The organism is Rhodococcus sp. JG-3, from assembly GCF_000482405.1.
GTDB classification, from domain to species: Bacteria; Actinomycetota; Actinomycetes; order Mycobacteriales; family Mycobacteriaceae; genus Rhodococcoides; species Rhodococcoides fascians.
On record NZ_KI519398.1, the window covers coordinates 4,295,700 to 4,310,431 of the forward strand.

15 protein-coding genes are annotated in these 14,732 nt (G+C 63.8%); 7 read left to right on the forward strand and 8 right to left on the reverse strand.

The features are described from left to right. Window positions 1–22: 22 nt before the first annotated feature. Genes K414_RS0121545 through K414_RS0121555 form a run of 3 tightly spaced genes read left to right on the forward strand, consistent with a single transcriptional unit; the run spans window position 23 to window position 3,331 of the window. Complete coding sequence (locus tag K414_RS0121545; protein WP_027497815.1) at window positions 23–1,585, forward strand: class I adenylate-forming enzyme family protein; 1,563 nt, start codon at window positions 23–25, stop codon at window positions 1,583–1,585. Next, window positions 1,582–2,208 (forward strand): TetR/AcrR family transcriptional regulator, encoded by a 627-nt coding sequence (locus K414_RS0121550; RefSeq protein WP_027497816.1) that lies wholly within the window; start codon window positions 1,582–1,584, stop codon window positions 2,206–2,208. Before K414_RS0121545 ends, K414_RS0121550 begins: the two co-directional genes overlap by 4 nt. Then, the gene (locus K414_RS0121555; RefSeq protein WP_027497817.1) at window positions 2,198–3,331 is read left to right on the forward strand and encodes an EstA family serine hydrolase; all 1,134 of its coding nucleotides are present in this window, start codon (window positions 2,198–2,200) and stop codon (window positions 3,329–3,331) included. Before K414_RS0121550 ends, K414_RS0121555 begins: the two co-directional genes overlap by 11 nt. 37 nt (window positions 3,332–3,368) lie before the next feature. Here K414_RS0121555 and K414_RS0121560 read toward each other — a convergent pair whose 3' ends face one another. From K414_RS0121560 to K414_RS0121580, 5 genes are all read right to left on the reverse strand, one after another. Further along, the gene (locus tag K414_RS0121560) at window positions 3,369–4,625 is read right to left on the reverse strand and encodes a DUF4143 domain-containing protein (protein WP_237606288.1); all 1,257 of its coding nucleotides are present in this window, start codon (window positions 4,623–4,625) and stop codon (window positions 3,369–3,371) included. 104 nt (window positions 4,626–4,729) lie between these two features. Next, a complete protein-coding gene (locus tag K414_RS0121565) occupies window positions 4,730–5,833 on the reverse strand; it encodes an LLM class flavin-dependent oxidoreductase (protein ID WP_027497819.1) in 1,104 nt (367 codons plus the stop codon). Between the two features lie 28 nt (window positions 5,834–5,861). After that, entirely contained in the window at window positions 5,862–6,914 is a 1,053-nt protein-coding gene (locus K414_RS0121570; RefSeq protein ID WP_051365228.1) for an ABC transporter substrate-binding protein, read from the reverse strand. A 36-nt stretch (window positions 6,915–6,950) separates the two neighbouring features. Next, on the reverse strand, window positions 6,951–7,670 hold the full coding sequence (locus K414_RS0121575; RefSeq protein WP_027497821.1) for an ABC transporter ATP-binding protein: 720 nt from the start codon (window positions 7,668–7,670) through the stop codon (window positions 6,951–6,953). Window positions 7,671–7,673: 3 nt separating this feature from the next. Beyond that, entirely contained in the window at window positions 7,674–8,534 is an 861-nt protein-coding gene (locus K414_RS0121580) for an ABC transporter permease (RefSeq protein ID WP_081701718.1), read from the reverse strand. 116 nt (window positions 8,535–8,650) lie between these two features. Here K414_RS0121580 and K414_RS0121585 point away from each other — a divergent pair, with 116 nt between their 5' ends. Together K414_RS0121585 and K414_RS0121590 are read left to right on the forward strand one after the other, a co-directional pair. Continuing rightward, window positions 8,651–9,181, forward strand: a complete 531-nt coding sequence (locus tag K414_RS0121585) for a GNAT family protein (protein ID WP_027497823.1) — start codon at window positions 8,651–8,653, stop codon at window positions 9,179–9,181. A 108-nt stretch (window positions 9,182–9,289) separates the two neighbouring features. Next, the gene (locus K414_RS0121590) at window positions 9,290–10,357 is read left to right on the forward strand and encodes a ParB/Srx family N-terminal domain-containing protein (protein ID WP_037219476.1); all 1,068 of its coding nucleotides are present in this window, start codon (window positions 9,290–9,292) and stop codon (window positions 10,355–10,357) included. A gap of 29 nt (window positions 10,358–10,386) precedes the next feature. Here K414_RS0121590 and K414_RS0121595 read toward each other — a convergent pair whose 3' ends face one another. Then, entirely contained in the window at window positions 10,387–11,043 is a 657-nt protein-coding gene (locus K414_RS0121595; RefSeq protein WP_027497825.1) for a DedA family protein, read from the reverse strand. 170 nt (window positions 11,044–11,213) lie between these two features. On the opposite strand from K414_RS0121595, the gene K414_RS0121600 reads away from it, so the two are divergent. Both K414_RS0121600 and K414_RS0121605 read left to right on the forward strand, forming a co-directional pair. Beyond that, window positions 11,214–12,434: a histidine kinase gene (locus tag K414_RS0121600; protein WP_037219478.1), complete on the forward strand. Its 1,221-nt coding sequence runs from the start codon at window positions 11,214–11,216 to the stop codon at window positions 12,432–12,434. Then, window positions 12,425–13,069, forward strand: coding sequence for a response regulator transcription factor (locus K414_RS0121605; RefSeq protein WP_027497827.1), 645 nt, complete (start codon window positions 12,425–12,427; stop codon window positions 13,067–13,069). Before K414_RS0121600 ends, K414_RS0121605 begins: the two co-directional genes overlap by 10 nt. A 9-nt stretch (window positions 13,070–13,078) precedes the next feature. On the opposite strand, the gene K414_RS0121610 is transcribed toward K414_RS0121605, so the two are convergent. Both K414_RS0121610 and K414_RS0121615 read right to left on the reverse strand, forming a co-directional pair. Beyond that, window positions 13,079–13,735, reverse strand: coding sequence for a nitroreductase family protein (locus K414_RS0121610; RefSeq protein ID WP_027497828.1), 657 nt, complete (start codon window positions 13,733–13,735; stop codon window positions 13,079–13,081). A gap of 7 nt (window positions 13,736–13,742) precedes the next feature. Continuing rightward, window positions 13,743–14,729, reverse strand: a complete 987-nt coding sequence (locus K414_RS0121615; RefSeq protein WP_027497829.1) for an alpha/beta fold hydrolase — start codon at window positions 14,727–14,729, stop codon at window positions 13,743–13,745. Window positions 14,730–14,732: the final 3 nt, after the last annotated feature.

The following is a 14,732-nucleotide window of genomic DNA, read 5'->3' on the forward strand; positions in this document are numbered from 1 at the left end:
CTCGCACCTCGAGGAGTCCGCCGTGCCCGGTACTGCCATTCACCACCGTTCCCCCATCGGTCGCGCCACCATCGGTGATCAGCTGCGTCGCCATGCGCGGACTCAGCCGAACAAGGTCGCGTTCATCAGCTACGCGGCGGACGGTACCCGTGAGGTCACCACCTACGGCGAACTGGATTCTCGCGCAAACAAGTTCGCCAACTTGCTGGTCGATCTCGGAGTGACAGCGGGTGACCGCGTCGCATCGATGGCTCGTAACAGCGTCGACGTGGTGGTGGCGTACTACGGCACGCTCAAAGCCGGAGCGGCCTTCACCGGCATCAACGTGATGTATCGCGCCGCCGAGGTGAAGCATCAACTCGAACACGCGGAACCGACTGTGGTGGTGGCCGATCCGGCCTACGCCGAGATCATCTCCTCGGTGAAGCCGGAGACCACCACCCTGGTGACATTCGGTACCGAATATGCCGCGCTGACGGCGGACACGCCGTCCACCGAGCCGGGCGTCGAGATGGACGAGAACGACGTCGCGATGGTCATCTACACCTCCGGAACCGAAGCGGCCCCCAAGGGCGTCATGATCCCGCACCGCAACTTCCTCATCTCCACCGCGCCCGCGTGGAGCTGGGGCCTGCGCACGGGACCGGAAGACACCTGGTTGTTCGTCATGCCGTTCCACACCATCGCCGGACTCGGCTCGATGACCACCCTCACGCTGATGGGCGCGACCCTGGTGCTGCCCGCGACGGTCGACCCGGCCCAATCGCTCCGCATCATCGCCGCCGAGAAGATTTCCGTCATCGCGCAGACTCCGACGTTCTACCTGGCGCTGGCCCGTGATGCGCAGTTCGGGCCCGAGGCCGTGAGCCAGGTGCGGCGCTGCCTCACCTACGGTGGCCAGGTGTCACCGCACACGATCACCGCCTGGGCCGCCGCGGCACCCGACGCCATTTGGGGTACCTACTGGGGACAGTCGGAGCTCTCCCAGCTCGGCTCGGTGGGCTGGTTCTCCACTCTCGACGACATCCCCGACGGCGACGCGTCGTGGATCGGCAAGCCCGTCACCCACCTCGAGATCAAGGTGGTCGACCCCGCGGGCAACGAGAGCGAGATCGGTGAATTGCTCTGCCGCACTCCATCGGTGATGCTCGGCTACTTCAAGGACCCCGAGCGCACCGCCGAGGTGTTCCGCGACGGTTGGGTGCACACCGGCGACATGGTCCGTATCGACGCTGACGGCAACCTGTTCTTCTACGATCGGATGAAGGACATGATCAAGTCGGGAGGGATGAACGTGTCGTCGCAGGAAGTGGAACGCACCATCCACACTCATCCGGACGTGCTGCGCGCCGCCGTCGTCGGCGTACCCGACCCGTATTGGTCCGAGGCAGTGACAGCCTTCGTCATTGCCCACGACGGAGTGACCGCCGACCCGGCCGCGATCATCGAGTACTGCCGCACCGAGTTGGCGTCGTACAAAGCCCCGAAGTCGGTACACATCGTGTCCGAGCTGCCCGTCGACCCGCAGGGCAAGATCCTCAAGCGTGAACTGCGACTGTTGGCGGCGGTCGAGGAAACCGTATGACGCAGCCATCCGAGGTCACCGCTCTCCCCCGGCAGGTGCGCACTCGGCAACGACGAGATGACATCGTCGCCAACGCCGCGAATATCTTTGCGCGTGAGGGCTACTCGAACGTAGGGATGCGCGATATCGCCGACGCCGTCGGCATCAAGGGTGCCAGCCTCTACCACCACTTCCCGTCCAAGGAAGACATCCTGTTCGCGATCTGTCTGACGGTGACGCAGGAGCCGGCCGAGGAGAACCTGCCGCTGCTCGACGCGGCCGGAACCCCCACCGAGCGCATGTCGTCTCTGGTGCGCGCGCACCTGGTGCATCTGAATCGGCGCCGGGTGGAGTACATCGTCGGCCTACACGAGCTGGCGTCGCTCACGCCCGAGCACCGCACTGCTGTCGAGGATTATCGCCGTCAGTACCAACGACGCGTCCGCGACGTGATCACCGCGGGTATGCGGAGCGGCGAATTCACCGTTCCTGATGCACGATTGGCGTCATTCGCCCTGACCGACATGCTCAACGGCATCAGCAACTGGTTCCACGACGGGGGCGAGCTGAGCATCGAGGACGTCGCCGACAACTACGTCGAACTGGCCGTTCACCGCATTCTAGGAGCATCACATGGCGATTGACGGTCACTGCGACCCCGAGTTCTCAGCGGTGCGTGACGCGCTCGCAGCCAACCTCGACAGCGGCGAGGAACTCGGCGCGTCCATCGTCGTCGACATCGACGGCCATATCGCCGTAGATCTGTGGGGCGGTTACCGCGACACCGAGCACAGCCTGCCGTGGGAGTCGAACACGATCACCAACGTGTGGTCGACGACGAAGATGGTGACGTGCCTGGCCGCGTTGATGCTGATCGATCGCGGCGCGCTCGATCCCGACTCGCCGGTCGCGACATACTGGCCGGAGTTCGCAGCCGCAGGCAAGGAGAACATCCTGGTGCGGCATCTGATGTCGCACACCTCGGGCGTCTCGGGCTGGGACCGGCCGTTCGGCGAAGAGGACCTCTACGAGTGGGAACTCTCTACCTCGCGTCTGGCTGAGCAAGCTCCGTGGTGGGACTCGCGCACCACATCGGGGTACCACGCTGTGAGTCAAGGCCACCTGATCGGCGAAGTGGTCCGCCGCGTCACTGGAAAGTCGTTGCGGCAGTTCGTCGCCGAGGAGATCGCCGGGCCACTCGGTGCCGACTTCCAGATCGGTGCCGCCGAGGCCGACTGGAATCGGATCGCCGACGTCGTACCGCCGCCCCCACCGACCGATGATGCCGTGCCCGACCCGAAGATGTTGCGTCGCAAAACATTTCTCGGACCGTTGGTGAAGGCCTCGTCCGCGAACACCCCGGCGTGGCGCGGCGCGGACATGGGCGCAGTGAACGGGCATGCCAACGCACGATCGGTCGCCAGAATCCTGTCGGTCATCTCCCGAGACGGCACTGTGGACGGCATACGACTACTGAGCCCCGAGACCATCGACTCGATCTTCGAGGAGCAGACCAACGGAGTCGATCTGGCGCTGGGCATTCCGTTGCGCTTCGGTCTGGGTTTCGCTCTGCCGCAGCAAGAATCGATGCCCTACATCCCCGACGGCAAAATCTGCTTCTGGGGTGGCTGGGGCGGATCGCTCACCGTTTTGCACCCGGAGTCGAAGCTGACCATCTCCTACGTCATGAACCGAATGGGGCCCGGAATCATCGGCTCGGACCGCGCGGAGCAGTACGTCCGGGCGGTGTACGCCGGAATCTGCTGACAGTGCGTATCACCGACTCCGAGCGGCCGAGGACCGGCTATGGCGCGAGCAAAGCCAACGGAATCACCGCGATACCGTCCTGTCGGCGGTAAGCGTGAGGACCTGTCGTCACTACGATCGCGTCCCTCATTCGACTGCCCACTGCGCTCCGAAGCCACTTCAGATGTCGGACATCGTGGTCCGTGATATCGGGCGAGACTTTCACCTCGATGCCGATGAACGATCCATCGCCTTGCTCGACGATCAGATCCACTTCGGCAGTCCTGCCACGGAAATGAAACAGCCTCGCCTCGTTCGCTTGCGCGTACACCTCGAGGCTTTGCGTTACGAACGACTCGAAAAGGTGCCCCAATCTGACGCCCGCCGAGCCGCCAGGCGTCAACAGGGACTCAGCTGTCACGCCGAGCAATCGAGCGCACAGGGCTGGGTCCACTAGATGGTGCTTAGGTGCCTTGGCCAGCTTCCCCAACGAATTATCCTGCGGCAACCATGCTTCTACGTCATGCAGCATGCGCAGGCGACTGAGCACATCGCGATAGTTGATCGATGTTTGACGGGTTGGCTTGTGGGTCGCACCCGGCGTTGCCGCATCCCTGATCGACTCCCAGGATGCTGTGGTCGATGTGGCTGCGGCGTATGCAGTCATCCAGGCACGAAGGGATTCCGGACGTCGAACCACGTGGCCTTGCTCCGGAAAGTCGTGTTCGATGATCGCGTGCAGGTAGCCGTCCAAAGCTGCGCGATTCGCGCGACCGGCGAGACGACGGATGCCAGGGAAGCCGGAAACCAGCACTTCTTCGATGTAATCGCCGAGCACGGTCTCGGTCGAACCCGAAATAGTCACCTGCCGGGGAGACAGCAAGTCCTTCAGGGATACAGCCGAATCCGACGGCCGACGTTCGGCGAAGCTCAGAGGCCACATTCGTACACGGACAATTCGGCCTGCACCGGAGTGGACGACAGCGTCGGAAGGCGGCGCGCTTCCCGTCAGCAGAAATTGCCCACCCGACGCATCGTTGTCCACGGCTCTGCGAACCAGATCCCATGACGGCGGGAATCGTTGCCATTCATCGATAAGCATGGGGCGCGCCGATCTCGCGAGCAGATCTGGGTCCGCAGAAATCAGCTGCCGATTCACCGCGTTGTCGAGTTCGAGAACCGACTTCGCACGGCGGGTGGCGGTAGCGGTCTTGCCTACGCCTTTCGCACCGTCGAGGTTGATGGCGGCGAGGTGAGGGAGGAGGTCGTCGAGCTCCTCGTCCACGATTCGCGGGACGTACATGGCACTGGACACGCGGCCATCATACAGATTTACCCTCGTCTATCATCCATTTTTCACGCCATCTACTGGACAGATTTCCCATAACCGGCACACCCGGTGGTTCGATCCCACGTGCCCTAGCGTGCGGGGACCGTGATTCCTCGCGCGTCGAGGATGGGTCGAACACCTTCGGCGAAGTGGTACGCCTCCTCGAGGTGTGGGTAGCCCGAGAGGATGAACTCGTCGAATCCGGCGTCGTGGTACTCGCCGATCAGGTTGGCAACTTCCTCGTGCGACCCGACCAGAGCCGTACCGGCACCGCCGCGGACCAGGCCGACTCCGGCCCACAGGTTGGGGTAGATCTCGAGGGAATCCTTGCTGCCGCCGTGCAATGCGGCCATCCGGCGCTGTCCCTCGGACTGCGAGGACGAGTGCAGCGCGTGCGCCGCCGACACCTGTTCCTCGGGAAGCTCGTCGAGCAGCTTTTGTGCGACGGCCCAGGCCTCTTCGGAGGTGTCGCGGCTGATGGTGTGCAGGCGAATGCCATAGGTGAGCTTGCGGCCCTCGGCGTCCGCGAGCGCCTGCACCTTCTCGATCTTGGCGCGGGCGTCGGCAGGAGGCTCACCCCACGTCAGATACGTCTGGACATGCTTGGCGGCGACGGCGAGTGCGGGGTCCGACGAGCCGCCGAACCAGAACTCGGGCAACGGGTCCGGTGCCTCCGAAACACGCGCATCGGCCACCTTGAAGAATTCGCCTTCGTGATCGACCGACGTCTCCGTCCAGATCCGATGCACTAGTCCGAGGAATTCGTCGGTGCGGGTGTATCGCCGATCGTGGTCGATCCAATCCCCGAAACGACGCTGCTCGACGTCTTCGCCGCCGGTGACGATGTTGAACAGCACCCGACCTTCCGAGAACCGCTGCAGCGTCGCTGCCTGTTGCGCCGCCAACGTGGGCGGCGTGAGGCCGGGACGGAAGGCGACGAGGAACTTCAACCGTCGGGTGCTCTGCAGTAGCGCGGCGGTGGTCAACCAGGCGTCCTCGCACCAGGTTCCGGTCGGTGTCAACACTCCCTCGTAGCCGAGGCGGTCCGCGGCCTGAGCCACCTCCGTGAGGTACCGCAGCGACGGACGACGGAACCCGGCAGGTTCGACGATGTTGGCCGACGCGTGAGATGCACCGACGATGGAGCGGCCGTCGCCAGCGGTGGGGAGGAACCAGAAAATGCGTGCGGTCACGAGTGAACTCCTACGACGTGGTGGGTGATCAGTTGGTGGAGGCGGTCGCGGCGGCGATGGCGTCGTTGTAACGCGTGTCGACGAAGTCTGCGAACGTGTTGCCGCCAGGGATGCTTCCGCTCTCGACGAATACATCGAAGAGCGCCTGCTCGGACTCGATCACACTGTCGTCCAAAGCAATTGCTGGTCGCTGGCTCCGCCCCTGCGCCAATTCACCCGCGGCCGGGTCGATGCCGACGGCCGTGGAGTACGCCGCCGCCCACTCTGCCGGGTGTGCGTCCGCCCATGCGGACGCCTTGGCCAGACGAACCACGAAGTCCTGCAACGCAGTGTTTTTCGCGGGATCGTCCAGCGCCTGTTGCGAGGCGACACCGAAGCCATAACCGTTGGCAACGCCCTCGGCGGTGGTCAGTGTCTTCGAACCGTTCTGCACCTGCGCGATCGCCGTGAACGGATCCCAGATCGCCCAGGCGTCGACCTCACCGGAAGTGAATGCAGTCAGCGCGTCGGCCGGCTGAAGGAACACCAACTGAACGTCGTCGGTGGTCAAGCCGGCCTTCTGCAACTGCAGCAGCACGTGGCCGTGCGCCGAACTTCCCTTGCCCACTGCGATCTTCTTGCCCCGCAGGTCTGCGAACGACGCCAGAGTCGACTCTGCGGGTACAAGGATCTGATCCCCACTCGCATCGTTGGTGTAGGCGGACACGACCTTGATTCGGGCATTGGCTGCAACCCCGAAGACGGGAGGCGTGTTGCCGGTGACCGCGAAGTCGATCTGTCCGGCCGTTGCCGCCTCCACCTGAGGCGGGCCGGAAGTGAAGGTGGAGAACGCAACATCGTAGGGAGCGGAGTCCAGCTCACCCGATGCGCGCAGTAGGGCTTCGGTGCCACCCTTCTGGTCGCCGACATCGAGGGTGACTGTGGCGAGCTGGTCGTTCGAGACCAGTTCGGGGGCTTCGGTGGAAGTGGTGTCGCTACCACGAGAGACGCAACCGGTAAGTCCGACGACCGTCAGAGACAGCGCAGCGAGCACACCGAGTGCGCGCAGAGAACGAGGACGAGGACGAGCGTATGACGACATGCGTGAAAGATCCTTGTCAGGTGCCGAATTGGACGGTCAGTGAACTCCGAGAGCTCCGAGCAGATGGGTGCGAAGGCGGGAGAAGCCCGGCGTTCCGCGATCGCGGGGGCGGGGCAGATCGACGGTGACGGTGTCCAAGACTGCGCCGTTCTCGAGCACCACAACCCGATCGGCCAGCGCGATCGCCTCGTCGACATCGTGCGTGACCAGGAGGATGCCGAAGCGATGCCGTCCCCACAGGTCGAGCAGAAGTGACTGCATCGTCAGTCGTGTGAGTGCGTCGAGCGCGCCGAACGGTTCGTCGAGGAGCAGCAGTTCGGGCTCCCCCACCAAAGCCCGCGCCAGCGCAGCGCGCTGAGCTTGCCCACCGGACAATGTGAGTGGCCATGCGTCTCGCTTCTCGGCCAGCCCCACCTCGTCGAGAGTCGCGTCCGCAGCAGTCAATGCTTCGTTGCCGGTGACGCCTGCGGTGTTCAGACCGTAGGACACGTTCTGGCGAACCGATCGCCACGGGAACAGTCGCGGTTCCTGGAACGCGACTGCAGGATGTCCGGCGACGTGCCGCTCACCCGTGTGGTCGGTCGACAGTCCGGCCAGGACGCGCAGGATGGTCGACTTACCGGAGCCGGATCGTCCGACCAGCGAGACGATTTCGCCGCGCTCGATGGACAGGTCGACACCCTTCAACACGTGACTGGATCCGTAGAACTTGTCGATGCCGTGCAGGGTGGCGACGGAGGTGGTCGTCGTAGTCATGGCTCACGCGTCCAATCGGTAACGGAGGGCTCGTTTTTCGAGGATTCGTACGATTCCGTCGGTGCCGATTCCCATCAGCGCGTAGACGACGAGCCCGAAGATGATGGTGTCCACACGCAGGAAGTCCCGCGCGTTGTTGATGATGTAGCCGAGCCCGGATTCTGCATTGATCTGCTCGGCCACGATCAACGACAGCCACGCGATGGCCAACGACTGCCGAAGTCCCACCAACAGCTGGGGCGCGATGCTCGGCAGAATGATCGTTGTGAATCGCTGTCGCCACGAAAATCCCAGGACAACGGCAGTGTCGAGAAAGTCGCGATCGATCTGCCGGATGGCCGAGAACGTGTTGAGGTACAACGGAAATGCCACTCCGAGAGCGACGAGCAGAATCTTGGGAGTCTCGCCGATCCCGAACCACAGGATGAACAGGGGGATCAACCCGAGGTGTGGGAGTGCGCGCAGCATCTGCAACGGTGGATCGACGGTTGCTTCGGCGAGCTTCGACAGTCCGACGAGCGCTCCGAGCGCCACTCCGATCAGCCCGCCGAGCACAAGCCCCTGAACCACTCGCGTCCCCGAAATGGCGAGAGCATCCGCTAATTCACCGTTGCGCAGCAATTCCAGACCCGCGTCGAAGATCAGGGACGGTGCGGGCAGCACTCGTTCGGAGAGGACTCCGGCAGCACTGGCGATCTGCCAGAGGACGAGGAGGACGATCGGCGACAAGGCGCGCAGGACGGTCCATCGGTATCGCTGCCACAGTGGCCTTTTGGACGAGGCGGAAACCGGGTCGACCTTCGATACGACGCTGTGCCGCGTGTCCACAGGTCCCGCGGGAGCGGCGTACGACGTCACGACCATGTTCACGTGCCTTCCACTTGATGACGATCAGCTTCGACTCACCACCCTCCGTTATGAGAGGGGTCCGGGGCCAGGGTTCGAATCAGCGTGAATCTAGGTCGGGCAGAATCAGACATATGACAGTCGAGCCCATCCACACCGAGCGCCTGACCCTTCGTCTGTACGAACCCGACGACGCAGACCGGATTCTCGCCTACTACAGCGACCCGGAAGTGTGCCGCTACCTCCTGCACGAAGCGTGGACGCACGCCGATGCTGTTGCGGCGGTGGGCAAACGGATGAAGCGAAGCGGGCTGCACACCCAGGCATTGGCGATGGTCGTCGAACATCAAGGCACTGTGGTGGGCAACGTCGAGGCATGGTTGGTGGACGGATCCCCGGCACTTGTCGAGCTCGGCTGGACCTTCTCCCCCGCCGTGGCCGGTCGGGGTTACGCGACCGAGGCAGTGAACGCGTTGATCGACCACGTGTTCTCGCTTCCCCAGATCCACCGAATCAGCGCACAGCTGGACGGACGCAACGACGCGTCGGCGCGGTTGGCCGCGCGGGTCGGGATGCGTCAGGAAGCGCACTTCCGCCAGAACTGGTGGTGCAAGGGTGAGTGGACCGACACGCTCGTCTACGCACTGTTGCGCGAGGATCGCTGACGCACATCATGCGACGTTCACCTCCGCGTCGGTTCCCCGACACCGGCCGGTGACCGCGGTGCGACAGTCTCGGAAAACTTCACTTTCCGAACTCTGGGAGTTTCACGAATGGCATCGCGTCGAAGAGCTGCTCTACTGGGCATCCTCGCACTGGTCTCTGTCGTCTCCACGTCGATGGGCGGCGTCGCCACTGCCGGCCCGGCACGGACGGCGTCGCCGCTGTGTCAGGTCGCAGACCTGCTCCCCAGTGGATCGTCGTCTGGCCTCGGCTACCAATGTGCCGAGGCGGGCGAGCTTCTCGATCTCCCGATCGGTGATGTGCGCGCGACGCAACCCTCTCTCGGATACGACGAGGTGTACTACAAGCTCGGTCGATACACACTCGGCAAGGACGAGATCAACAAGAAGTTCGACGACTGGTGCGAAGCCAACGGCCAGGAGAAGGCCGCGTCGGCGCTACCCGATGCGCGCCTGGACAATCCGTCGTCGTTCACCTGCACCGTGCCCGTCGGCCAGGAAACGCCCGACACGATCGCGCCCATGAAGACGGTTGTCATCGGACCGGGCGGCGTGCCCTATCTGACCGACGGACACCACACTCTGACGTCGTTCTACGAAACGGCCGACGGTGGACCGAATCTGCATCTTCGTCTGCGAGTGGTCGCGAATCTCAGCGACCTGAGCCCTGCCGACTTCTGGGCTCGAATGAAAGCCGAGAAGTGGGTGTGGAACTACGACGTCGACGGCAACGAGGTTCCGGTTGAACAGCTTCCGTCAGGAGTCGGTCTCGCGAAGTTCCAGAACGACAAGTACCGCAGCCTGATGTACTTCGCCCGCGACATCGGCTTCACCCCCGGCACCATCCCCTTCCAGGAATTCTATTGGGGTGCATGGGTTCGCGACTCGGCGGAAGTCGACATCAGCGGCTGGGACAGCAAAAATCTCGCGAGCTACCTGAGCACCGTCGAGTCGGTCTCGCGCGCTCAGGTGGCGGCCCCGAAAGACGCGGTGATCGACAGTGGCCGCACCGCAGCGGAACTCGGCGCACTGGCTTCCTGGAACGACGGCAAGGCTGCTGGTAAGGGCGAGTTCGGGAAACTCTCCGCACCGTACGCGAACGACAAGCCCGGCAAACTGGCCTACGCATTGCAGTACAAGTCGGGACTGCCCCGATAAGTGCATGTCAGGTCGCCGGGCCGGCGTTGTCACAGACCGGCCTGGCGGCGAGACCGCAACCGCAGGGCCACGAAGACGACGAAGGCCATGGCGACCGTCATGACGACGATCTTCTGCAGGATTTCGGCATACGCGTCGACCAGGTGCCAGTTCTCGCCCAGCTGATATCCCGCGGTGACGAAAATGGTGTTCCAGATGAGACTCCCAATGGTCGTGAGTAGAAGGAACTTCGCCATTCCCATCCGCGCGATCCCGGCCGGCAGGGAGATGAAGCTACGAAACAGCGGGATCATGCGGCCGAGCAGAACTGACTTCGAGCCGTGCTTGGCGAACCATGCCTCCGAGCGGTCGAAGTCGCTGGCCTTGATCAGGGGAATTCGCGCTACCAATGCTCGTGTGCGCTCGCGTCCGATGAGCGCACCCACCGCGTAGACGATGACCGCGCCCAGTACCGAGCCGAGCGTCGTCCAGAAGAGCGCAGCACCGAAAGAGAACGCTCCCTGACTGGCCGAGAACCCGGCAAGTGGGAGAACGAGTTCGCTCGGGATCGGCGGGAACAGATTGTCTGCACCGACGACGACCGCTGCGCCGGGGCCGCCAAGGGCATCCATGACGCCGACCGCCCACCCGGCCAGTCCGTCGAGAGTGCGGGTTTCTGCTGCTGTAGCAATCGATATGTTGGACATGGCAATTCCCTTGTTCGTCTATGTTTCCGGTCGTGAAGGACACGGAAAACGCTACGAACTATGTGGATGCGGGACATCGAGGAAGACCGTCGCCTGCCGCGGGGCTATCTGCATGGAAGTGTGTGGTTTACCGCAGTATCAGCGGCCACTTGCTCGGTTACGCTGCTCGTGTGCTGGCCAACCGTGACGTCTACTCACCCGAGCAGGCTGATCGCGCGTCGATCGGCTCACTTCTACGGCGCTGGCTCACGGCACTTTCCGGAGTTCTGCTCGGAATCTTCACCGCGATCGCGGCTCTGTTGTTCTCCGTGGCGGCTTTACTCGCCCTAGCACTGGTGCGTCTCCTCGGCCGGTGGGGAGAACCAATACGGACGGCCGTAGATGAGACCGCATTGATCTTGTCCGACTTCGAGATCCGGCGGATCACACGCTTTCACGGCGCGTTCTCCACGGATGCGGCGGCCCCTCGTCGCTGCCGCTGGTATCTCGGAATTCGTTGGCCTATCGGGCTGCTCGGGCTCGGCGTGGTTCTCCTCCTGACGCTGTGTCTCGTCGTCGCCGCATCGATGGTCTCGGCATGGACTCTCAGCGGCGACTGGGGCTTGATCGAGGACTCGAACCGCGTCGACGGCGGACTCGTTGCTATGGCCGCACTACCCGGAATCCTCCTGATTTTCGTCGCGGCAGTCGGAGTGGCAGGGGTGGGATCTCTCGATCGTTGGTTCGCCATCCAGGTACTCGGCCGGCAGTCGGATCGGTTGCTGCACCAACGGGTTGCCGAGCTGACGAGCACTCGCGATCATGTCGTGGACGCTATCGACGACGAACGCCGACGCATCGAGCGTGACCTGCACGACGGCGTGCAACAGCACCTGGTTGCTCTGGGAATGCTCGTCGGCCGGGCTCGCCGCGCTGAAGATCCCGACAAGGTGCACGAACTCCTCCGCCAAGCCCAGGTCGCCTCGCAGGGAGCGACGGACGAGCTGCGCGAGGTTGCCAACCGGGTGTATCCGATCGCACTCGACAAGGACGGCCTGCGCCCAGCTCTCGAGGCGCTGGCCGAGCGGTCCGGTGTGCCCGTTCGACTCTCGTACGAACTGACAGAGAGGTTGCGCCCCGCTGTGGAAACAGCCGTCTACTTCGTCATCTCGGAGGCGGTGACCAACGCAGCCAAGCATGCCTCCCCGAGATCGTTGGAGGTCGAGGTCACTCGGCAGAAGTTCGATCGCATACTGGCAACCATCACCGACGACGGGTCCGGTGGTGCCGATCCGTCCGGCACCGGATTGTCCGGACTGGCCCGCCGCGTCGCTGCCATGGATGGCACCCTCACCGTGGACAGCCCGGTCGGCGGCCCGACTGTTGTGACTGCGAGCATCCCATGCGCGTGATCGTCGCGGAGGACTCGACGTTGCTGCGTGAGGGCCTGGTCCGTCTGCTCGTCGACGAAGGCCATGACGTGGTCGCGTCCGTGGGCGACGCCGACGCGCTCCTGGCTGCCGTGGAACTGGCTCATCCCGACATCGTCGTCACCGATGTTCGGATGCCTCCAGGCCACAGCGACGAGGGTCTGCGAGCAGCACTGACCATTCGCGATCGATGGCCGGAGGTGGCAGTGCTCGTGCTCTCCCAGTACGTCGAAAACCGCTACGCGGCAGAGCTGATCAGTGGGCCGGGAGGCAAGGTCGGGTACCTGCTGAAGGACCGAGTCGCGCAGGTCGACGAGTTCCTGGACGCCCTCGACAGAGTTGCCGGCGGCGGGACTGCCTTCGACCCGGAGGTGGTGCGCCAGCTGTTGTCTCGCACCACCCGATCCAATCCCCTCGAACGACTGACGCCGCGCGAGCGCAATGTGCTCGAGCTGATGGCGCAAGGTCTCACGAACGCCAGAATCGCCGCTGATCTGTTCATTTCGGTGAGTTCGGTCGAGAAACACATCAACGCCGTGTTCGACAAACTCGGATTGGCGAACTCGACCGGTATGAGCCGACGCGTGATGGCGGTGGTGGCCTACCTGCGCACCTAGCCGGGCCGACTACCAGCGATCGACGTGCAGCACCGTCTCGATCGGATCCCTGGGCGCGACCTTGAAGGTCTCCCCCGTGTAGTAGGCAGTCGGAATCAGTGCGCCTTGATGGAAGCCTTCGGGAATACCGAGCAGTCCGGAAATCTCGGCTTCCTTCGCGAGATGAATTGTCGTCCACGCTGTTCCGAGACCACGTGCCCGAGCAGCCAGGGCGTAGTTCCACACCGCAGGCAGCAGCGAGCCCCACAGACCGGCCTGATTACCGGCCGGAAGCGTCTTACCGGCTTGGATGCACGGAATGAGCAGCACCGGAACCTCACCCATGTGCTCGCCGAGCCACCCGGCACTGTCGCCGACGCGCTTCTGTACCGATGCGCGCTCCGGATCGTCGGCGAACAAAGCCGACGCGGAATGCTTCGACGCCTGATATGCGGCGAACAATTCGCCGTAGATCGCGCCGATGCGGGCACGAAGATCAGGATCGGTGACGACGATCCACTGCCACCCCTGCTTGTTCGACCCGGACGGGGCCTGCAGCGCGATCTCGAGACATTCCTTGATCAGCTCCATCGGCACCGGCCGCGTCAGGTCCAGACGCTTACGCACAGTTCGCGTGGTGGTCAGCAGCTCGTCGGGAGTCAGATCAACGATCGGGAAAGAAGTCACCCTTCGATCATGCACCATTCGGCCGCTGCAGGGCCCGGTCGGTCAATTCTTCGTTCGCAGCGTCCCAGCGCGCCGCCATGGACAGTCCCCCATGCCCGTCGCCCTCATCGATGACGAGTGTCGAACCGGGCCAACGTCGGTGTAGATGCCACGGCGTGACAGCGGGTCCGGAGATGTCCTTTCGGCCATGGATCAGGACGCCCGGAATGTCTCGCAGACCGTCGGCGCGATCGAGCAAGGGTGGATCGCAGAACCCGTCGTGCGACCAGTAGTGCGCGGCCAGCCGGACGAAGGCCAGTCGGAACCGGTCGTCGTCCCATCGCGGATTGCGCCGCACGCCATCGGTACCGATCGAGATGTGGACGTCCTCCCACAGCGCCCATTCTCGGGATGCATTGTCGCGCAACGTCAGATCGGTCGAATTGAACAGGCGGTTGTACGCGTCGACTATTCGGCCCTCGCCCCGGCGGTAGCCGACGCCCGACTGCTCGGCGAAGGTGGCGAACCGATCCCATGCTTCCGGGAAGACGGCGCCGACTCCCTCCGTAATCCAGTCGACCTCAGCCCTACGTGTCGTCGTGACAGCAACGAGCACCATGCCGAGAACCCTTGTCGGATGCGCGAGAGCGTAGGCAAGAGCAAGAGTGGATCCCCAGGACGCGCCGTTGACGATCCACGCCTCGACGCCGAGGTGCACACGCAGCGCTTCGATATCGGCGAGCAGATGTGCAGTGGTGTTGGTAGCCAACGACGTCGAGGGATCCGACGCGTGCGGGGTCGACCGTCCGCACCCGCGCTGCTCGAATCCGATTGCGCGAACACGGGACAGGTCGAAGTGGCGACGAAACTGACTGGTGTTCAGGGTCCCGCCCGGTCCGCCGTGCAGGTACACCGCCGGGACGCCGTCGGACGGACCCCATTGCTCCCAGTAGATCCGCTGACCGTCCCCGACATCCAGCATTCCGTGCTGTATCGGCTCGTTCTCCGGTGTCATAGC

Coding starts and splice junctions, on each gene's coding strand:
- K414_RS0121555 (WP_027497817.1), top strand. CDS start 2,198: ATGGCGATTGACGGTCACTGCGACCCCGAGTTCTCAGCGGTGCGTGAC.
- K414_RS0121595 (WP_027497825.1), bottom strand. CDS start 11,043: ATGTCCAACATATCGATTGCTACAGCAGCAGAAACCCGCACTCTCGAC.
- K414_RS0121590 (WP_037219476.1), top strand. CDS start 9,290: ATGGCATCGCGTCGAAGAGCTGCTCTACTGGGCATCCTCGCACTGGTC.
- K414_RS0121550 (WP_027497816.1), top strand. CDS start 1,582: ATGACGCAGCCATCCGAGGTCACCGCTCTCCCCCGGCAGGTGCGCACT.
- K414_RS0121575 (WP_027497821.1), bottom strand. CDS start 7,670: ATGACTACGACGACCACCTCCGTCGCCACCCTGCACGGCATCGACAAG.
- K414_RS0121605 (WP_027497827.1), top strand. CDS start 12,425: ATGCGCGTGATCGTCGCGGAGGACTCGACGTTGCTGCGTGAGGGCCTG.
- K414_RS0121585 (WP_027497823.1), top strand. CDS start 8,651: ATGACAGTCGAGCCCATCCACACCGAGCGCCTGACCCTTCGTCTGTAC.
- K414_RS0121615 (WP_027497829.1), bottom strand. CDS start 14,729: ATGACACCGGAGAACGAGCCGATACAGCACGGAATGCTGGATGTCGGG.
- K414_RS0121570 (WP_051365228.1), bottom strand. CDS start 6,914: ATGTCGTCATACGCTCGTCCTCGTCCTCGTTCTCTGCGCGCACTCGGT.
- K414_RS0121580 (WP_081701718.1), bottom strand. CDS start 8,534: ATGGTCGTGACGTCGTACGCCGCTCCCGCGGGACCTGTGGACACGCGG.